Annotated in this window: 17 protein-coding genes and 1 pseudogene; 3 read left to right on the top strand and 15 right to left on the bottom strand. The window is 50.7% G+C overall.

The features are described 5' to 3' along the window. Window positions 1-218: 218 nt before the first annotated feature. From ACTHRY_RS08025 to def, 7 genes are all read right to left on the bottom strand, one after another. Window positions 219-1,493 carry a sigma-54-dependent transcriptional regulator gene (locus tag ACTHRY_RS08025; RefSeq protein ID WP_440374184.1) on the bottom strand — a complete coding sequence of 425 codons (1,275 nt, stop codon included), beginning with the start codon at window positions 1,491-1,493 and terminating at the stop codon, window positions 219-221. Continuing rightward, window positions 1,480-3,606 (bottom strand): ATP-binding protein, encoded by a 2,127-nt coding sequence (locus ACTHRY_RS08020; RefSeq protein WP_440374183.1) that lies wholly within the window; start codon window positions 3,604-3,606, stop codon window positions 1,480-1,482. Before ACTHRY_RS08020 ends, ACTHRY_RS08025 begins: the two co-directional genes overlap by 14 nt. A 3-nt stretch (window positions 3,607-3,609) precedes the next feature. Beyond that, window positions 3,610-4,203, bottom strand: a complete 594-nt coding sequence (locus ACTHRY_RS08015; protein ID WP_049322230.1) for a DUF4390 domain-containing protein — start codon at window positions 4,201-4,203, stop codon at window positions 3,610-3,612. Next, window positions 4,169-5,428 (bottom strand): 16S rRNA (cytosine(967)-C(5))-methyltransferase RsmB, encoded by a 1,260-nt coding sequence (rsmB, locus tag ACTHRY_RS08010; protein ID WP_440374182.1) that lies wholly within the window; start codon window positions 5,426-5,428, stop codon window positions 4,169-4,171. Before rsmB ends, ACTHRY_RS08015 begins: the two co-directional genes overlap by 35 nt. 46 nt (window positions 5,429-5,474) lie before the next feature. Beyond that, on the bottom strand, window positions 5,475-5,993 hold the full coding sequence (locus tag ACTHRY_RS08005; RefSeq protein WP_049322228.1) for an O-acetyl-ADP-ribose deacetylase: 519 nt from the start codon (window positions 5,991-5,993) through the stop codon (window positions 5,475-5,477). 33 nt (window positions 5,994-6,026) lie between these two features. Beyond that, window positions 6,027-6,953 carry a methionyl-tRNA formyltransferase gene (fmt, locus tag ACTHRY_RS08000; protein ID WP_049322227.1) on the bottom strand — a complete coding sequence of 309 codons (927 nt, stop codon included), beginning with the start codon at window positions 6,951-6,953 and terminating at the stop codon, window positions 6,027-6,029. Between the two features lie 135 nt (window positions 6,954-7,088). Next, on the bottom strand, window positions 7,089-7,592 hold the full coding sequence (gene def / locus ACTHRY_RS07995) for a peptide deformylase (protein WP_003678675.1): 504 nt from the start codon (window positions 7,590-7,592) through the stop codon (window positions 7,089-7,091). Window positions 7,593-7,824: 232 nt separating this feature from the next. On the opposite strand from def, the gene ACTHRY_RS07990 reads away from it, so the two are divergent. Next, window positions 7,825-9,090 carry a LysM peptidoglycan-binding domain-containing protein gene (locus ACTHRY_RS07990; protein WP_049322226.1) on the top strand — a complete coding sequence of 422 codons (1,266 nt, stop codon included), beginning with the start codon at window positions 7,825-7,827 and terminating at the stop codon, window positions 9,088-9,090. Between the two features lie 308 nt (window positions 9,091-9,398). Here ACTHRY_RS07990 and ACTHRY_RS07985 read toward each other — a convergent pair whose 3' ends face one another. Beyond that, window positions 9,399-10,793 (bottom strand): OmpP1/FadL family transporter, encoded by a 1,395-nt coding sequence (locus tag ACTHRY_RS07985; protein ID WP_049322225.1) that lies wholly within the window; start codon window positions 10,791-10,793, stop codon window positions 9,399-9,401. Between the two features lie 176 nt (window positions 10,794-10,969). After that, the gene (pyk, locus tag ACTHRY_RS07980; RefSeq protein WP_049322224.1) at window positions 10,970-12,442 is read right to left on the bottom strand and encodes a pyruvate kinase; all 1,473 of its coding nucleotides are present in this window, start codon (window positions 12,440-12,442) and stop codon (window positions 10,970-10,972) included. A 221-nt stretch (window positions 12,443-12,663) separates the two neighbouring features. Between pyk and ACTHRY_RS07975 the strand changes: the two genes are divergently transcribed. Next, window positions 12,664-13,167: a hypothetical protein gene (locus tag ACTHRY_RS07975; RefSeq protein ID WP_049322223.1), complete on the top strand. Its 504-nt coding sequence runs from the start codon at window positions 12,664-12,666 to the stop codon at window positions 13,165-13,167. A 65-nt stretch (window positions 13,168-13,232) separates the two neighbouring features. Here the strand turns inward: ACTHRY_RS07975 and ACTHRY_RS07970 are convergent, their stop codons facing one another. The 5 genes from ACTHRY_RS07970 to pyrB all read right to left on the bottom strand — a co-directional run bounded on the left by ACTHRY_RS07970 (window position 13,233) and on the right by pyrB (window position 16,790). Then, window positions 13,233-13,361 (bottom strand): hypothetical protein, encoded by a 129-nt coding sequence (locus ACTHRY_RS07970; protein WP_269208304.1) that lies wholly within the window; start codon window positions 13,359-13,361, stop codon window positions 13,233-13,235. 40 nt (window positions 13,362-13,401) lie between these two features. Further along, entirely contained in the window at window positions 13,402-14,265 is an 864-nt protein-coding gene (locus tag ACTHRY_RS07965; protein WP_049322222.1) for a GNAT family N-acetyltransferase, read from the bottom strand. A 276-nt stretch (window positions 14,266-14,541) separates the two neighbouring features. Further along, window positions 14,542-15,207: a hypothetical protein gene (locus ACTHRY_RS07960; protein WP_049322221.1), complete on the bottom strand. Its 666-nt coding sequence runs from the start codon at window positions 15,205-15,207 to the stop codon at window positions 14,542-14,544. 193 nt (window positions 15,208-15,400) lie between these two features. After that, window positions 15,401-15,859, bottom strand: a complete 459-nt coding sequence (gene pyrI / locus ACTHRY_RS07955) for an aspartate carbamoyltransferase regulatory subunit (RefSeq protein WP_003749219.1) — start codon at window positions 15,857-15,859, stop codon at window positions 15,401-15,403. Between the two features lie 10 nt (window positions 15,860-15,869). Further along, complete coding sequence (gene pyrB / locus ACTHRY_RS07950) at window positions 15,870-16,790, bottom strand: aspartate carbamoyltransferase (protein ID WP_049322220.1); 921 nt, start codon at window positions 16,788-16,790, stop codon at window positions 15,870-15,872. Between pyrB and ACTHRY_RS07945 the strand changes: the two genes are divergently transcribed. Further along, window positions 16,789-17,085: a hypothetical protein gene (locus ACTHRY_RS07945; RefSeq protein ID WP_049322219.1), complete on the top strand. Its 297-nt coding sequence runs from the start codon at window positions 16,789-16,791 to the stop codon at window positions 17,083-17,085. The genes pyrB and ACTHRY_RS07945 overlap by 2 nt on opposite strands. Window positions 17,086-17,175: 90 nt before the next feature. On the opposite strand, the pseudogene ACTHRY_RS07940 reads toward ACTHRY_RS07945, so the two are convergent. After that, a pseudogene (locus ACTHRY_RS07940) lies at window positions 17,176-17,326 on the bottom strand (IS5/IS1182 family transposase); the annotation flags it as partial. Between the last annotated feature and the right edge of the window lie 507 nt (window positions 17,327-17,833).

Below are 17,833 nucleotides of genomic sequence, written 5' to 3'. Positions count from 1 at the left end.
GTAATGTTTTTTTCAGACGGCCTGAAGTAAATCAAGGCCGTCTGAAAATTTTATTGATATAAAACTTCTGTCGGCTTAAAAGGCAAAATAACAATGCCTAGCCATACCATTATTTTTATAAAGTATTGCTTGTCTAAGCAAACCGTCAAATGACGATGCCGTCTGAAAAACCTGATGGCTTTCAGACGGCCTCTTTTGTGTTTGAACCGATATTGCGCTTATTCTTCGGATTTGTCGGCGCTGCGGCGCGATACGCTGATACCGAGTTGTTTGAGTTTGCGGTAAAGGTGTGTACGCTCCAAACCGACCTTTTGCGCCACGCGGCTCATATTTTGGCCTTCTTGGGCGATGTGGTACTCAAAGTAACGGCGCTCGACTTCTTCCCTCAATTCGCGCAAAGGCATATTGAAATTGAAGCCGCCGATGATTTCTGTCGCCGTCGCGTTTTCCTTCTGACCCAAAGCCACGGCAACGGCCTGCTCGTCCACTTCTTTGCCGTCAGATTCCAACATGATGTTTTTCACCGTTTCGGCAAGCTGGTCGTAATTGCCCGGCCAATCGTATTGGCGCAAAACCACCAATGCGCTGTCGCTGAATTTTACCGGCTGGATTTTTTGACTTTCGGCCAAATCGGTCATGATGCGGTTGATTAAAAAGACGATGTCGTCCGGCTGGCTGCGCAAAGAAGGAACATTGATGCGCTCTTTCAACAGCTCTGCTAATCGGCCGGCAACGACGTCATCGGCGCCCTCACCTCGTTTAAAACCGCATGAAGCAATCACACGGACATTGTAGCGGTCGGCTTTTTCCAGCAAGAAAGCAATGCCGTTTTGGATGTTTTTGCTGTAACGGGCAATATCGCCGACATACAAAATACCGCCTGATGCCTTTTGCAACAGCTCCATCGGCGTATCAACAATGTGTTCGACACGGTCGGTTGCCACCCAAGGCGTACCGCTTTTGTGCAGATAGCGGGCGACAATCTCAAACGGCGAGCCAGCCTCACCGGCCAACAACAGCGGGCGGTTGTGTTTGGCGGCCGCTTCAATACTGCCGTTCATTTCTTGAATGACGGGGCTGTTGCCCAGTTTGTCCAAAGTCATGCCGGAGGCCGTCTGAACTTCGCCATGTTTCAAGGCGCGTTCTACTGCGGACAAGAGTTTTTGCAGGGCAATCGGTTTTTCCAGAAAATCGAGCGCGCCGATTTTGGTGGCTTCAACCGCGGTGTCGATGCTGGCATGGCCGCTCATCATGACCACGGGCATATTGAGTTGGCCGTTTTTCGCCCACTCTTTCAACAAAGTGATGCCGTCGCAATCGGGCATCCAAATGTCCAGCAATACCATGGCCGGACGCGTTTGGTAACGCAATTGGCGCGCTTCTTCGGCATTTTCGGCCAAAGTAACGGTATAGCCTTCGTCTTGAAGGATTTCGGAGAGCAGGTCGCGGATTCCTACTTCATCATCTACAATCAAAATATCACTGCTTCGCATAAGTTTCTGCCATTTCCGGTAAAGCTATTTTGACGCACGCGCCGCCGCTGTTCTGATTGCTCAGGCTGATGCGGCCGCCATGCTCCTCGATAATTTTTTTCACAACGGGCAAACCCAGCCCCGTTCCTGTCGGTTTGTCGGTAACGTACGGCTCAAAAGCATTGTGCAGCATTTCTTTGCTGAAACTTTTGCCGTTGTTGCAGACGGTCAGGAAAACCTGTCCGCCTTCGCGTCCTGTTTCGATGTTTACTTGCGGCGCTTCGTCCGACTCCGCCGCTTCTGCGGCATTCTTAAATAGGTTATGCAACACTTGGCGCATGGCCGTCGTATCGGCGGCAATCGGCAGGGCATCCGTGTTGAGCCGTGCATTAAATTTGCACGCGCCGGCCTCATATAATACCAATACTTCCGACACCAAACCGTTTAAATCTTGTTTTTCTAAATTCAGCGACGGCGCACGCGCATAATTGCGGAACGCTTCGACCATTTCTTTTAGCGCGGCAACCTGTTTGACGATGGTATCGGTTGAACGGCTGAGGATTTGGGCGTCTTGCTCGTCAAGTTTATCATGCAATTTCCATGCCAATCTCTCGGCGGAAAGTTGGATGGGCGTAAGCGGATTGCGGATTTCGTGCGCCAAACGTTTCGCCACTTCGCCCCATGCGGCCTCTTTTTGCGCGCGTATCAAGACGGTAATGTCATCAATCACCATCACCACGCCGTTATCGTTGTCTTCCGGCAGGATGGTGGCTTTGCCCAACAAGATTCGGGCATCGTCGGGCGCGGCATATTCGACTTGGACGGGTTTGTCGCTGTCGGCAGTTTCATTGATGGCGACAAACACATCGGCCAACAGGGTTTGCTGCGGCGACTTGCCGTGCCATTGATGCCAGTTGCTTCCCCACAAAGACACCAACGAAACGCCCAAAATCTGTTCGGCGGCTTTGTTAAAGGTTTTCAGACGGCCGTCGGCATCCAAAGTAATCACGCCTGTGGTCAAACTTTCCAACACGCATTCCAAATAATGGCGGGCGGCTTCTTCGCGCAAACGGTTGCGCTCGTCCGCCTCTTTGGCAATCGCCAATTGCTCGGTCATGTGGTTGAACAACTGGGTCAAACGGCCGAACTCGTCATTACGGAACACCGGCCGGGTCTGACTGAAGTCGCCCTGAGCCACCGCCCGCGCGCCCTCTGCCAACGACAACACCGGCGCCACAAAACGGCGGGCAAAATACAAAGCCATCACCAACGCCAAAAAGATGGCCAACAATGTCGCGACCAACAGCGTGGACAGGAAAAAGGTTTGCAGGCCTTTTTTGGTATAACTCAGCTCGGCGTATTTGGCGCGGGCCGCTTCAATCAGCGTCGCATCTTGGGCAACATCTTTCGGAATCGGCTGACGGAAAAACAACGCATAATCCTGATTTTTATGCGTACCGATCAGCATCCAGCCTTGAGCATACAGTACACCGCCGATATTTTCCAAGCTGCGTACCGAGCCGGTCTGCTCCAGCTGCTCCCATCCTTCTTTGTTGAGCGTCGGTTGATTCAGTTTCAGGGGATTGATGCTTTTCTCGGCTTTATGGGTGGTCGCGTTATAAAGCGCCAGCTGGGCAAATTCGGAAGTAGGCGCGGATTGGATCAGCGTCTGCCCCAAGTCGCCGTCCAGCGAAGCGGCGCTGATTAAGTCGATTTGCACCGGCGTGGCGTTGCTGACCGCGTTGTCCACCGCCAAGTTCAGCGCGGATTTGCTCAAGTTTAAGCTGCGCTCCAATGCCTCATGGGTATCGTTGCCAAACCAAGAATTAATCGTGCCGTTAATAAACTGGGCGGAAATACCGAACAAAAACACGCCCGGCAATACGGCAACCAAGGTAAACATCCCCGACAGCCGACGCGCAATCTGCGAGCCGAACACGCTTTTGCTGTTGTCGCGCATCAAAAGCACGACATAGCGCACCAACACCGCGGCCAACACCAGCAACAGCAAGCCGCACAAGGCGACAATCCACCAGAAATAATCGGACAATACGTTGCTGCTGCCCGTTGCAACAGTCAAACCGTACAACAAAACTACGGCGAGTACGGCGGCAATCAGGAGAAAGCGGCGCATGGTTTACTCCTGCACGACCGACAAGGATTTCCAACCCGAATCCAAATGCCAGTTTTTAGACGTCAGGGCATTGATTTGGAACGGTTTGGGCAGTTTGGCGGTTGTCAGCAGCAGGCGGATTTCAGCCTTCGTGTCTTTGGCGGCCACATCACTCAGCGCGCCCTTGGATAAAACCTTCCAATTCGCGACCGCGCCTACTGCGCGCAAGGCGGCTTCAAGCGTGTCGTACTCGGTAGAAAACGTACCGACGGTAACGCGATAGCGGTTGGTCAGCGGATGGAAGGATAATTTGTATTGAATCGTGCTGTCGTTGTTGAGCAGCTGGTCAAACTTGAATTTATAAGACGCCACGGACGGCGCCGACAGCTGCCAACTTAAATTGAAATGCAGGGGGACGCCCTGTTTGAGTGCTTCTTTGAGCTGATCGGGCAGGTCGGTGCGGAAACGGCTGCTGACGGAAAGCTGTCCGGCATGGGTCAGCTTTGCCTCGGCACGGGTCGCACTGATGCCCTCGCCCGCCGCGTTCAGCGACACGGCGAGCAAGAGCGGTACAATCAGCGTTTTACTGCTTTTTAATAAGCGCGTAATAAAAGCCATCTTGATGTTTGTTCGGTAAAAGCACATGCGATTCGATCAACTCGGCATCGGCATGGCGGTTAAGGAATTTTTGCAATTGACCGTCGTTTTCTTCGACAAAGACCGAGCAGGTAGCCAGCAACATCCTGCCGTTTTTCGTCAGGGTCTGCCACAGCGCGTCTAATAATGCTTCCTGTTGGCGTGCGGTTTTGACGGCATCGGTCGGTCGGCGCAGCCATTTGACGTCGGGATTGCGCCGCGCCACACCCGAAGCGGTACACGGCACATCGGCCAAAACAGCGTCAAAGGCCTTACCATCATACCATGCCGCCAAGTCCTGCGCATCGGCACAAGCCAAAGAGGCCGTCTGAAAGCCTAAACGGTCAAGATTGCTCTTCACCCTGTTCAGACGGCCTTCGTCTATATCCAAAGCAGTAACATGACAATCTGCCAGTTCCAAGATATGGCCTGTCTTACCGCCCGGCGCCGCACAGGCATCAAGAATGCGTTCGCCGTCTTTCGGGTTCAATAAATAGGCAGCACGTTGCGCACCAAAATCCTGCACAGACACTAGGCCGTCTGAAAAACCGGGCAGACGGCTTACCGGCACGGCTTCTTCCAACATCACGGCGTATTCGTCCAACGCCCTGGCCAAAATACCTTCCGCAGCCAGTTTTTCCAAATAGCTTTCGGCATTGCCGTGTCGGCGGTTGACGCGCAAAGTCATCGGCGGATGCGATTGCAGCGCGGTGGTGATGTTGTGCCAATGTTTCGGATAATGGTTTTTCAAGTAAGCCACCCACCACAGCGGAAAATTGTGTTTCGCCACATCGTCTTTTTTGCAAGAAGCCGCGAGCTTGTCGCGTTCACGCAAAAAGCGGCGCAAAATTGCATTGGCAAACGAGCGGAACTGGCCGCGGCCGATTTTGGCAATGCTTTCCACCGCTTCATTGACCACGGCATGAGGCGCGTTGCGCGTGTAATGCAGTTGGTACATCGCCGCCAAAAGCAGGCTTTCTAGCTGCGGATTGTCAATCGGCTTCTTCAGCATTTGTCCAAGCATATGCTTCAAACTGCCCAAATAACGTTGGCAACCGTAGGCAATATCCTGCAACGCGCCGTTTTCCTGCGCCGTCAGCTGCGGATGCGCCGCGCGGATTTCCGCCAAAACATCCTGAAGATTGCCCCCTTCGGCAACCGCGGCAACGCTGTCGGCGGCCAGTTTTTGGGCGAGGGACATACTCATATTTTTGCTTTCTGATTTATATTTGATTTCAAGTGTTCGGCGGATTTCAGACGGCCTGTTCGGCAGCCAGCAATGCCCGATAATATTCGGCATCTGTTTTGGAAAAACAGCAAAAGATGATTTTTTCCACTGCCGGACATTGCGGCAGGGTTTGCTTCAAACTCTCCAAAGCGATACGCGCGGCGGCTTCGGCCGGGAAACGGTACACACCGGTGCTGATGCACGGAAAGGCGATGCTGTGAAGCTCGTGTTTCTGGGCAAGCAGCAAGGAATTGGCATAGGATTGTGCCAATTTGGCCTCTTCATTTTGTTTTCCGCCAAACCATACCGGCCCGACCGTATGAATGACAAAACGCGCAGGCAAACGGTAGCCTTTGGTTATTTTGGCTTCGCCTGTGCGGCAACCGCCCAAAGTGCGGCACTCGTCCAGCAGCTCTTTGCCTGCGGCGCGGTGTATCGCACCGTCCACGCCGCCACCGCCCAACAGCGATGAATTGGCGGCATTAACAATCGCATCGACTGCTAATCGGGTAATATCGTCCTCGACCACTTCAAAAACAGCCATTGTTTTCTTTCCTCTGCGTTGGTTTCCAGCCTGTTACAAAACCGTTCCGACTTCAATCGTCCGGCCTGCCGCAAATGCCTGTATGCTCATGCGTTTGCTGCCGGAAGGCTGCAATTCGGTAATGTTCAGCGCGTTTTCACCGCACGCCACCAGCAGGCCGTCTGAAGTGCAGGACAATACTTCGCCTGCCTTACCCTGTTTGGCCACGACTTCGGCACGCCAGATTTTCATCGGTTTGCCTTGATACTCGACCCACGCGGCAGGGACGGGGTTGAAAGCACGGATTTTTCGCTCAATCACAGCCGCGCTTTCATTCCAATCGATACGCGCCTCTTCTTTACTCAATTTTTGAGCATAAGTAACACCTTCTTCAGGCTGTTTGACCGCATTCAGACGGCCTTCCGCCTGTAGTCGCTGCAAGTCGGCAACAATCGCTTCCGCGCCCAAACCCATCAACGCGTCATGCACTTCGTTGGCGGTATCCGTAGGCTGGATGGCGTAGCGGTGTTCGCTGACCACAGCGCCGGTGTCCAAGCCGATGTCCATCTGCATGATGCACACGCCGGTTTCGGCATCACCGGATTCAATCGCACGTTGAATCGGTGCTGCGCCGCGCCAACGGGGCAACAGCGAGGCGTGGATATTGAGGCAGCCGTGTTTGGGCGTATCCAACACTTCCTGCGGCAAAATCAAGCCATACGCGGCCACCACCATCACATCCGCGCCCGTATCTTTGAGCATTTGCAGGGCTTCGGCGTTATTGCGCAACTTTTCCGGCTGCGCCACGGTCAAACCCAATTCCAAGGCAGCCTGTTTGACCGGCGATGCGGTCAACTGCATACCGCGGCCTTTGGGGCGGTCGGGCTGGGTCAACACCAGCGGAATTTCAAAACCTGCGGCGGCGATGGCTTTCAAGGCGGCGGCGGCAAAATCGGGCGTACCGGCAAAGATGACTTTCATGTTGTGTCCTTGTGGAAATGGTTTGAATGGGCGCGTTGGGCAAACTGTTTCAGCTGAAAAGGCCGTCTGAAAGATTGAAAACCGAAGTCTGCCTTCTGTTTTGTCTTTTCAGACGGCCTTTAAGCGATGCGTAGGTCAGATGGTGTGTTTCTGACGTTTTTTCAGTTTGGTTTTGATGCGGCCTTGTTTCAGCTGCGACAGGTGTTCGACAAACACGATGCCCATCAGGTGGTCCAATTCGTGCTGCACGCAGATTGCCAGCAGGCCATCTGCTTCCAGCGTGAATTTCTCGCCTTTTTCGTTCAAGGCTTCGACTTTGACGCGCTCGGCACGGGTGACGGTATCGTAAATGCCCGGCACGGACAGACAGCCTTCTTCGTAAGTCGTCTCGCCGTCTTTTTCGACAATGACGGGATTGATGAACACGCGCGGCTCGCTGCGGTCTTCGGTTAAATCCATCACGACGATGCGTTCGTGTACGTCGACCTGAGTGGCCGCCAAGCCGATACCGCGTGCTTCGTACATGGTTTCAAACATATCGGCAACCAATGTCTGGATGCGCTCGTCGATTTTTTCAACAGGTTTGGCGACCGTGTGCAAACGCTCGTCAGGGTATTGGAGGATGTTCAGTAAAGCCATAATATTCTCGTTTTATAAAGCTGATGTGTGATTTTCATACAGATTTGGTTTCCGCCGCCACAATCTCTTGTCATGACAGCAACATTCAATGCTAAAATAACGCCGAAAATGTTAAGATAGCGCGCAGAGGCCGTTCGTTATCGTATTGATGAATGGGCGGCAGTTTCACAAACTCCGGCCTTCTCTGTTTATCATCTGAAGACAAACCAAACCGATTTCAAGGGGAACGGTTATGCAACAACGTATTATAACCCTGCTTTGCATGGCAGGCATGGCTATTTCTGCCCACACTCAGGCAGCTTCTTTAAAAATCCGACCCAATGCGCCTCAACGCTACGTCGTTAAAAACGGCGATACCTTGTGGGGCATTTCCGGCAAATATCTGTACAACCCATGGCAGTGGAACCGCCTTTGGGGTGCCAACCGCAGCGCCATCCGCAATCCGCACCTGATCTATCCAGGGCAGGTGTTGGTTTTACGCTACGTCAACGGCCAGCCGCGACTGGGTTTTGAACACGCCCAAACCCGTTCAGACGGCATTCCCGTGATCAAACTGCATCCGCGCGTACGCGAAACTTCCGGCTACGGTATTCCAACTGTCAACGTCAACCTCTACCGTATGTTCATGAAACATCCGCAGATTATCGCTCCGGAAGAAACCGCCAACGCGCCGCGCCTGATTGCCGGCCCCGACAACCGCGTCCTCTACACGCAAGGCAACCGCGTGTACGCATACGGCCTGACCGAACCCGGCCGCTACCTGACCTACCGCGTCAATAAAAACATCACCGATCCGGAAACCGGCAAATTCCTCGGCCAAGAAGTCGTGTTCAGCGGCATCGCCAACACGCTGCCTTACACCGACTCCGCCTTGGAACACCGTACCCGCGCTTCTGACGAAAAACTCAAAAGCAACGAGTATTACACCCAAGTCAATAAAGTCATGAAGCTGCGCACCCAGTCCGCGCAACCTTTGGTTATCGAAGAAGCCGTTTCCGAAATCCGCAAAGACGACTATCTGCTGAAACTGCCCGAAGGCCTCGACAGCTTCAACGTGATGCCTCACGCCCCTGCCCGTCCGATTCAGGCCAAAGTCGTTTCCATCTTCGACGGCGTGGGCGAAGCCGGCCAGTTCCAAACCATTACGTTGGATAAAGGCGAACTCGACGGCTTGGACAAAGGCACGGTGGTCAGCCTCTACAAACGCGGCCGCCAAGTCCGTGTGAATCTGTCCAACAACCTGATTCGCAAGCCAAAAGACAAAGATACGGTTGAATTGGTTTCCATTCCGGCGGCAGAAATCGGTTTGGCAATGGTGTACCGCACATCCGACCATCTGTCATCTGCCATTATTTTGGAAAGCCTGAACAGCGTTTCCATCGGCGATACCGCCTCCGAGCCCGGCCGCGATTTGGACAATATGGCCGATGAAAAAACCATGGACAAACCGGCCGAAGACGAACAGGAAAGAGAAATCGAACTGGAAGTCCGCAGCTGATTGGGCTTCTTTAGCAACAATTCGATAAATAAAGGCTGTCTGAAAACCTGTTTTTCAGACGGCCTTTTGATTGCTGCCCATTAAATAAAATTGGTAACGCGTTGTTTAAAGCGCAAACAATATCTCATGTCTTCAGCTATTTATCAGCTCTCCCCTTTTCTATTGTTTTCCCGTTCTGCCATTCCAATCAGAAATATGAAAAGCCCGATACGCTATTTATTGCCTATTGATTGTTCCATCTATTCCTGCCAATCAAAAAGGCCGTCTGAAATCTTCAGACGGCCTTTTTATTCACCACTCAAATCCGATTATTTGAATTTGTAAGTGTATTGCAAGCCCAAGATGTCCGCTTTGTTTTTGAAGCGTGCAGAGGATGCACCGCGGCTGTCCACGTCGTTGCCGCTGGCTTTGCCGGTGCGGTAAACCGTGTCATTGATGTGGATATGGCTGTACGCCGCATCGATCACATGGTTTTTACCCAGTTGATATTTGGCACCGACGGAGAACCAGATACGGTTGCCGTCAGGCAGGCTGTTCATGCGGTCTTCAGCGCTTTTAACCGGCGATTTGTCGAAAGCGATACCGGCACGCAGTTGCAATGGTTCGGTAACTTGGTAAGAGCCGCCGAATGCAACTTTATAAGTGTTGCGCCAGTTAGGCGTAATGACGGTACGGTCGGATTTGCCGTTGACAACGTTTTTGGTATTTTCAAACACCAGCTCGGCTTTGTTAAAGCGGCTGTGACGCGTCCAGGTTACATCGCCGAACAAATTGGTTTTGTCGGTGGCGCGGTACATACCGTGAACGGATAAAGACTCAGGCGTAACGATTTTTACGCTGGCTTTTTCGTTCGGCACATAACCGCGTGCAGCCATTGCACCCAAGTCCCAAGCTCGTTTTGCATATGCGCCGTCCGCTTCCCAATCGGCAGTGCCTTTCAACGTATGCGATACTTTGGAACGGTAGTTCACACCCACGCGTGCGCGATCGTTGATGTCCCACATCCACGCCAGTTGATAGCCGAAACCCCAATCGTGGCCTTTTACATCAGCATGACCGTCAGCCTGAATGGCGGCAGCAATGGCGGCATCCGGTTTACCGGAAGCTTTTGCCTTTGCTTTTTGCTGGATACCCCAGTCGGCATATTTGCGTAGTTCGGCGGAAGTATGTTGGGCGATGATGCCTGCGCCGAAGGAATGGCGGTCGTTTAGTTTCCATGCGACTACCGGCTCGATGGCAATGGTAGTCAAACCCAGTTTGTTGATGTTGTGGCGCAATACGGAATCTTTTTCATATTCGGTTGCAGAGCCGAAGGGAACGTACACGCCCAAACCCAAAGTGACATCGTCGCTGGCTTTGTACGCGCCGTAGATGTGGGGTGCAATCGTGGTTTTGGTGATTTTGCCACTTTTCGAACCTTGGACGGGAATGCCGGTAAAGTCGATGGCAGATTCCGCTTCATAATGAATGCTTGGGAAAACGATATTGGCGTTGACGGAAATTTGGCTGCTGTCAAGTTTGGTCAGGCCGGCCGGATTGTAGAAAATGGTTGATGCATCGGCGGCTTCGGCAGCGGCGGCGTTGGCCGTGCCTTGTGCGTTAACGGATTGTGTGCCGAAGTGGTAGCCGGAGGCCTGGACGGCGGTAGATAACAGTGCTGCGCTTAAAATAAATGCTGTTTTTTTCAGATTGAAATGAATCATTTTGGTTTACCGTGAAAGTAGCGGACAAAGAAAAAGGCCGTCTGAAACGTCCTTTATTGATTTAGTATAGGCACTCAATTCTATACTACATCATTATTTTTGCCTAATCTTTTCTTTTTTTACACAAAAAAAGCAGGCTGAAACAGCCTGCTTTTCCAATCATCGGATCACTGCAATTATTTGACCTGCAACACTTCCAGCGTATTGGTCGAACCGGATTCGCGCATTTTCGAACCGCTGGTGATGATGTATTGGTCACCGCTTTGGAGGATTTTGTGTTCTACCAGCATGGCTTCCACTTCGTTCAGCGCGGTATCGTGGTCGGTACTGGTTGCCAAAATCAACGGACGCACGCCGCGGTACATCGCCATGCGGCGTTGCGCTGAAACACTCGGTGTCAGGGCAAAAATCGGCAGGGTGATGTTGTGGCGGCTGACTTCGAAGGCGGTCGAACCGCTTTCAGTCAGGGCAACGATGGCTTTGGCGTGAACTGCGCGCGCCACACTGACCGCACCGCCGGCAATCGCCAAGTTGGTGCTGACGGCTTCGGGATACTCAACCTGTTCGGCAACACCGTTGAGCGAATCTTGTTCTTTTTCCGCTGCCGCACAAATAATCGCCATTTGGCTGACGGTTTCAAACGGATACGCGCCGACGGCGGTTTCGGCGGAACACATCACCGCATCGGTACCGTCCAATACTGCGTTGGCCACGTCGCTGACTTCCGCGCGGGTCGGTACGGGGTTGGTAATCATCGATTCCATCATTTGGGTTGCGGTAATACTGAAGCGGCGCAACTCACGGGCGCGGCGGATCATGCGTTTTTGCAGTGCGGGTACGGCGGCATGGCCGACTTCCACTGCCAAGTCGCCGCGGGCAACCATAATACCGTCGCTGGCAAGGATGATTTCGTCCAGATTTTCAATGGCTTCTACGCGCTCGATTTTGGAAACCAAACCGGGGCGTACAGCTGTACTGCCTTTCATTTCTTCTTCGACTTTGGCGCGTGCGATGTGCAAATCTTCGGCAGATTTCACAAAACTGATGGCCAAGTAGTCGCAACCGATGGCAATCGCGGTTTTCAAGTCGCGGAAGTCTTTTTCGGTCAACGCACCGGCAGACAGGCCGCCGCCGCGTTTATTGATACCTTTGTTACTTTTCAGCACATGGCTGTTTTCTACCCTTGTAATAATCTTACTTCCTTCAACCGCTTCGACGGTCAAAGTCAACAGGCCGTCATCCAGCCACAAAACATCGCCGGCAGCGACGTCATTGGGCAAATCGCGGTAGTCCAGGCCAACCGCTTCGCGTGTGCCTTCGCCTTCAAGTGCGGCATCAAGAACCAGCGTTTCGCCTTTGTTCAATTCGATGCTGCCGCCGGCAATTTTGCCCACGCGGATTTTAGGCCCTTGCAAGTCGGCAAGAATGGCGATTTCCTGACCCGCACGTTTCGCGGCTTCGCGTACGATACGGGCATTTTCTTCATGAAACTCCGGCGTACCGTGGCTGAAATTGAAACGGACGACATTAAGGCCGCCGACACGGATCATGTCTTCCAACAATTGTACATTGTTGCTGCCCGGACCCAGTGTGGCGACAATTTTGGTATTGTGGCTGATACGGGTTAAATCACGTTGCAATTGGCTCATGTAAACGTCCTTTCCTGTTGATTTCACGTTTGATAATGAAGAGGATTGTACTCTTAATGCAATAATGTTGGCGTAAAATTACATCATTTTCTGACTTAAACTAAATTTATTTTTGCATTAACCTACTTTCCTATCGGATACAATATACCCTCACGTCGTCATGTTTAATTTTCAGACGGCCTCACTCATACGAATAGAATACTGAAATATCCAACCGATCCATGAAACGTTTTTTGACTCCTCTGCCCATCGGCATCGTTTTGGCCGACCTGATATACGGTTTCGTCCTGAATGTGATGCAAGGCTTAAACTTGCAACAAACTGCATCCAACCAGTCCGGCACGCTTTCCGTTACGCCCGACATCGCCTTCAACAGCCTGCAAATCATCGCCAACGGCGGCATGGTCTGCATCATCGGCTTCGGTTTGATTGTTTTGTTCCAACTCAACCGCGCCGTATTACGCCGACAAATCCTGCCCATCGGTATTTTCCGAACCCTCGGCCTATTGGCTGTTTTGGCATTCAGCATTTCGTCTTTGTGGGAATGGTTGCATGCCGCTTTGTCGCTGCTTTCCGGCCGCAATGTTTTAAACTTCAGCAACCCGCGTTATCTGGTTACCGCAGCCTGTATGCCCATTATTGCTTTCTTGTGCATCTTGCGCCTGTACAATTGGTATCGCCTGCATCGGACTGTTGCCACCGACGACACCTCCGCTACCCTCTAATCAAGCTGCAAAAAGGCCGTCTGAAACAGAAAAACCTATTTCAGACGGCCTTGTCATTATATATCTCAACGTTGATGGCTGGTTTCTACACCGGCCTTAATCTCACCATACATTTGCGAGCTGCCTTGCCCGCTGCCTGATGCGCAAGCCGCCAAACTCAGTGCCAAAACAGCCGCAGTCAAAATCTTCAACATGGGATTTCCTCTTTCTACAACCATTATTTTTCTACAACCATTATTTCGGATCGCAACGGAAATGGTAGGCGCAAATTTCAAATCCGTTTTTGAAGTAGAGACGATGCGCATCTGCACGGTCATGGTTCACATGGACATTCAGATGGATTTTGGTTGCGCCGGTTTCCGCACCGATTTTGCGTACTTCTTCCAGCAAGCGCGAAGCATAGCCTTTTTGGCGGCTTTGAGGCATGGTCACGATGTCGTCAATATGGATGTGGTAACCGCTGGCCAAATTGTACGCAGCATGGAAACCGCATACGGCTACGGCATTTTGTTTGCCTTCTTCAAAAATGCCCAGCAGGCGGTAGCCGGTTTTACGCTGATGCTCGTTGATTTGTTCGACAAAACGGTGAATATCGGTCAAAGAAGAACGCAAAATGCTTAATGCCGCAAAAGCGGTCGCAGTTTCTTCCGGCGGAATTTCACGCAATACGCCGACCACAGGCGCGGCAGCTTGAGGCTCGGGCTGGGTATCGGCCGCTTCCGCACGCTCGGCGGCGTGTTTTTCTTCAATCGCCTGCGCCAACAAAACGCGCTCGACCGGCACTTCGCCCTGCTGCTTGCTTTCCTGCTCTTTAAGTAAGGCTTTGCAGTCAATCACGCGCAAATCGTTATCCGCTGCAAAATCCATCAAGAAACGGAACATTTGCGGATTGTCTTCTTCCAGTTTTTTATCGACTGCCACACAACGGACATTGTCCACCAAAATCGGGCGCACCCAATTCGAATAGGAAAGGCGGTTGTCTTTAGTGAAGGATGACAAAATACCGCACAGGCGCTCCGCCCAGTCGCTTGGTCGGAAAATCTTGCCTTTGCTGGTTGTACCATGGATCACAACTTCATAAGGATTACACACTAACATAAGCAGCTTCCTGAAAGTAAATGGCTGAAGGAATATTTCGCCGCTGCCGACATCAGAAAAAGTTCCGATACATAGCAACAGATGATTGAAAAAATATCAGTAAAGTTTTGAACTGAAACAATGATAAGATGGCCTTGCCGATTCTGGCAATCCGTTTCGAATTCTTTGATTATTATACCCGATACGCCTCTTTTTCTTCAAAAATCATTTGAAAAATAACAACAGGCCGTCTGAAACCAAGTATTTCGGTTTCAGACGGCCTGCATATCCTACACATCAATACAACAATTTCTTACGGGGCTTTTGCTCGCCGCCGGATTTAATTTCCGACAAATTGAAATTCAGTATGCTCAAATCCAAGACGCTTTCTGAAGTGCATTGATCGCCAAAGGCATTTTCATAAGTGGCTTTCAGTTTCAATACTCCGCCGAATGTTTGGTCCGGCAATTCGGCAGCCAGCGCCAACATGCTTGCAAACACGCCGCCATACAATTCGCCCGATGCCAGCATATCCACTCCGCCGGAAAACATTTCCAAGCGCATCACTGCATCGGCAACCAGCTTGCTCGGCAAGTGATCCGGCAAAGGCTCTGCCTCAAAACGCACATTCTTCGCCAAGCCCTTACCGCTATTGCGGACAACCAAAACCAATAAATCTGTTTGTCCGTCAGAACGCTGCAACGTCGCATGCAAAACAGGATGAATACTCTCTTTTTGAATCAGCTGCTCACGGTGCAACATCTTGCTTTTAGCTTTGGATCGCGCAGATACGACGGCCCAAATCAACCAAACAAATGCAACGGCAGAAATGGCTGTAACCAAAAGGGGAAGATTGGCCAAATAGGCTTGATGATTAAACCAAACTTGTGCGGCTAAAAATCCGGCAAAGAAAATCAAGACGTATAAAATTGGGGCAAACCGGCTTTGTATGGATGAGTGCATGAGTTTTCCTACATTTCGTATCATGTTATTAAAAAATAATGCCTTTCGGGCGAATAATGTCATCAACCCGGAAGGCATTATTTTAACGTAATTTTAACGCAACTTGGCTTAATATCTTGCTTTTTATCATCTAATGTATCAAGCAAACAACTCAAATTTCGCAGCCGTGTCTTCAGACGGCCTGAGATTTTTATCAGGCTTCGGCAACCGAATCACGCGAGAAGGTTTTTTCGCAATAATGACATTTCAAACGTGTCTGACCATGATGTGAGCGGACATAAAAACGGCTGATGACCGGCTCGCCATGACTGGCGCAATTGGTATTCGGACAGCGGAATACCTCCGAAATTTCATCCGGCAATGATAAATGCTGTTTCTCAACGACCTTAAACCGATCGATTTTGTTGACCACTGCTTCAGGGGCAAACAAAGCCAAACGGTTTGCCGCATTGGCATCCAACCATACGCCGCTGATTTTAATAATGTCTTTGCTGCCCTGCGTTTTGCTGGGCAAATTGAAGCCGACCGTTACTGCATTGCCATAATGCAGCAGTTTGAACTGCCTTAAAATGGCCAAGCCCTTACCGGCAGGAATATGGTCAATGACCGTACCTTGTTCGATCGCTTCCACGCTGAGTTTTGAGTTTTCCATCTTTCGCTCCTTAAACTTCTTCGTTCAATACCAAAGACAAAATCGCCATCCGTGCATACACACCGTTGGTTGCCTGTTCAAAATAATAGGCATGAGGTGTTTTATCCACATTCGGATGAATTTCATCTACCCTCGGTAAAGGATGCAAGACGCGCAAATTGGGTTTGGCATTTGCCAACATTGACGCATCAAGATTGAACTTACCCTGGATTTTGGCAAATTCCTGCTCATCAAAACGTTCGCGCTGAACGCGGGTCATGTACAAAATATCCGCCCATTCGACCGCTTCTTCCAAGCCGGGCAAAATTTGATAAGGGCAACCGGCCTCTTCCAGTTCTTCAGTGATATAGTCCGGCATTGCCAAGCTGGGAGGGGAAACAAACGCAAATTCACAACCCCAACGCTTCAGCGCCTGACATAATGAATGTACCGTACGGCCATATTTCAAATCTCCAGCCATCGCAATCTTCAAATTGCTCAAACTGCCTTGTGTTTCATAAATCGTGACCAAGTCCAAAAGCGTCTGGCTCGGATGTTGGTTGGTACCATCGCCGGCATTAATCACGGGCACGCTCGAAAACTCGGCCGCCACACGGGCCGCACCGTCTTTCGGGTGTCGCTGAATAATCGCATCCGTATAGCTGGAAATAATCCTCGCAGTATCCGCAAGCGTTTCACCCTTTTTCGCACTGGTATTCGCGCCATCGGAAAAACCGATAACTTTCCCACCCAAACGCTGTACCGCCGTTTCAAAAGACAAACGCGTACGGGTGGACGGTTCAAAAAAGCACGAACCAATCAACTTGCCTTCAAGCAAATCTTCACGAGGCTGCTTTTTCAACTTCAAGGCCGTCTGAAGCAGCAATTCGAGCTGCTCCGTCGTCAAATCTGAAATTGAAATAATATGTTGCCGATAAAGCGGATTAGGCATGACCATTCCTTCCCATAAAAAAACCCGCAAAGCGGGCGTTCCAAGCAAACCGATTCCATCGTTGCCCGGCATGATTCCCACCGGACAGTCTCAACCATGTTTCTACCACACCCATGAAATCTCCCGCATTATCGCATATTTAACAGACGACTGCTTCTATCAAGTTTTCAGACGGCCTGATACCTTTGCAAAAAATCCTTCATCCCCAACAGCCAAAATTCAAACACAGGGATTTGACAGTTTCCTTTTATCTTCCCAATACTCGCATCTTGTAGGAGCAAACAAGCGCAAGTAAGCTGTTAACCGATTCAACGATTCAAACATATCGCTTTCGAATAGCGTTGCACACCCATGTTGCCTAAAGCAAATTAGGCTGACAGCCTGATTTACAGTGAAACGTAACAAAGCTTTGTTCAACTACATAACGGGTTTTCAATAAATATTCGGTTGTGTTTGGTTTGCGTTTCCGTCGATGAGTTGTTGCAAAGGGCTTTGCGATAATGCAGGTCTGTAGCTGATGTTTTTCTAGGTGCTATCTGTTTTGCTGCCGTAGCCTTTGATCGAGTATTCTGCCATACCTTAGACGGAGTGATGTGCAGTTTCTCGATATAGCCTTTCAAAATAGATACAGATATCTGTTTGCTGTATCAACCAGCTTTTACCTGCAGACAATGCTATCTTTGCTTGGTGTAATTTGTCTGCAGCCTTATCTTTTATTGTCCTTACCCATGACCGCTCGGGTCGTCTGAATAATGTTGCATCAATAACTTAAACTACCGCTTTCTCTACTTTTAAACTTTTCCGCTCAGTTTACAGTTAATTCCCAATAGTTCTGACCAGGGCATTACCTTCCGACGGCTAGTTGCAGTGTCAACATAAGGTACTGGATTTGAAATATTCAGTTCGTCAAAATAATAAAACGGATTAAGACAATAATGCTGTACTCGAGGTTGAGATCAGCCTACCCAAAGGACGTGCCCGCGCACGTCCTTTTTCTTCTCCTTTATCCGCGTCCCCCCTTTAGATCAGATTTCTACCCCGTA

Source organism: Neisseria sp. P0004.S004, from assembly GCF_051963335.1.
Lineage (GTDB): Bacteria > Pseudomonadota > Gammaproteobacteria > Burkholderiales > Neisseriaceae > Neisseria.
Note: the sequence above shows the minus strand (reverse complement) of the source record. Positions and strands in the feature narration are given on the sequence as shown.

Excerpts from the sequence above, each read along its gene's own strand:
- ACTHRY_RS08025 (WP_440374184.1), bottom strand. The coding sequence starts at position 1,493 with ATGCGAAGCAGTGATATTTTGATTGTAGATGATGAAGTAGGAATCCGC.
- ACTHRY_RS08020 (WP_440374183.1), bottom strand. The coding sequence starts at position 3,606 with ATGCGCCGCTTTCTCCTGATTGCCGCCGTACTCGCCGTAGTTTTGTTG.
- ACTHRY_RS08015 (WP_049322230.1), bottom strand. The coding sequence starts at position 4,203 with ATGGCTTTTATTACGCGCTTATTAAAAAGCAGTAAAACGCTGATTGTA.
- rsmB (WP_440374182.1), bottom strand. The coding sequence starts at position 5,428 with ATGAGTATGTCCCTCGCCCAAAAACTGGCCGCCGACAGCGTTGCCGCG.
- ACTHRY_RS08005 (WP_049322228.1), bottom strand. The coding sequence starts at position 5,993 with ATGGCTGTTTTTGAAGTGGTCGAGGACGATATTACCCGATTAGCAGTC.
- fmt (WP_049322227.1), bottom strand. The coding sequence starts at position 6,953 with ATGAAAGTCATCTTTGCCGGTACGCCCGATTTTGCCGCCGCCGCCTTG.
- def (WP_003678675.1), bottom strand. The coding sequence starts at position 7,592 with ATGGCTTTACTGAACATCCTCCAATACCCTGACGAGCGTTTGCACACG.
- ACTHRY_RS07990 (WP_049322226.1), top strand. The coding sequence starts at position 7,825 with ATGCAACAACGTATTATAACCCTGCTTTGCATGGCAGGCATGGCTATT.
- ACTHRY_RS07985 (WP_049322225.1), bottom strand. The coding sequence starts at position 10,793 with ATGATTCATTTCAATCTGAAAAAAACAGCATTTATTTTAAGCGCAGCA.
- pyk (WP_049322224.1), bottom strand. The coding sequence starts at position 12,442 with ATGAGCCAATTGCAACGTGATTTAACCCGTATCAGCCACAATACCAAA.
- ACTHRY_RS07975 (WP_049322223.1), top strand. The coding sequence starts at position 12,664 with ATGAAACGTTTTTTGACTCCTCTGCCCATCGGCATCGTTTTGGCCGAC.
- ACTHRY_RS07970 (WP_269208304.1), bottom strand. The coding sequence starts at position 13,361 with ATGTTGAAGATTTTGACTGCGGCTGTTTTGGCACTGAGTTTGGCGGCT.
- ACTHRY_RS07965 (WP_049322222.1), bottom strand. The coding sequence starts at position 14,265 with ATGTTAGTGTGTAATCCTTATGAAGTTGTGATCCATGGTACAACCAGC.
- ACTHRY_RS07960 (WP_049322221.1), bottom strand. The coding sequence starts at position 15,207 with ATGCACTCATCCATACAAAGCCGGTTTGCCCCAATTTTATACGTCTTG.
- pyrI (WP_003749219.1), bottom strand. The coding sequence starts at position 15,859 with ATGGAAAACTCAAAACTCAGCGTGGAAGCGATCGAACAAGGTACGGTC.
- ACTHRY_RS07945 (WP_049322219.1), top strand. The coding sequence starts at position 16,789 with ATGACCATTCCTTCCCATAAAAAAACCCGCAAAGCGGGCGTTCCAAGC.
- pyrB (WP_049322220.1), bottom strand. The coding sequence starts at position 16,790 with ATGCCTAATCCGCTTTATCGGCAACATATTATTTCAATTTCAGATTTG.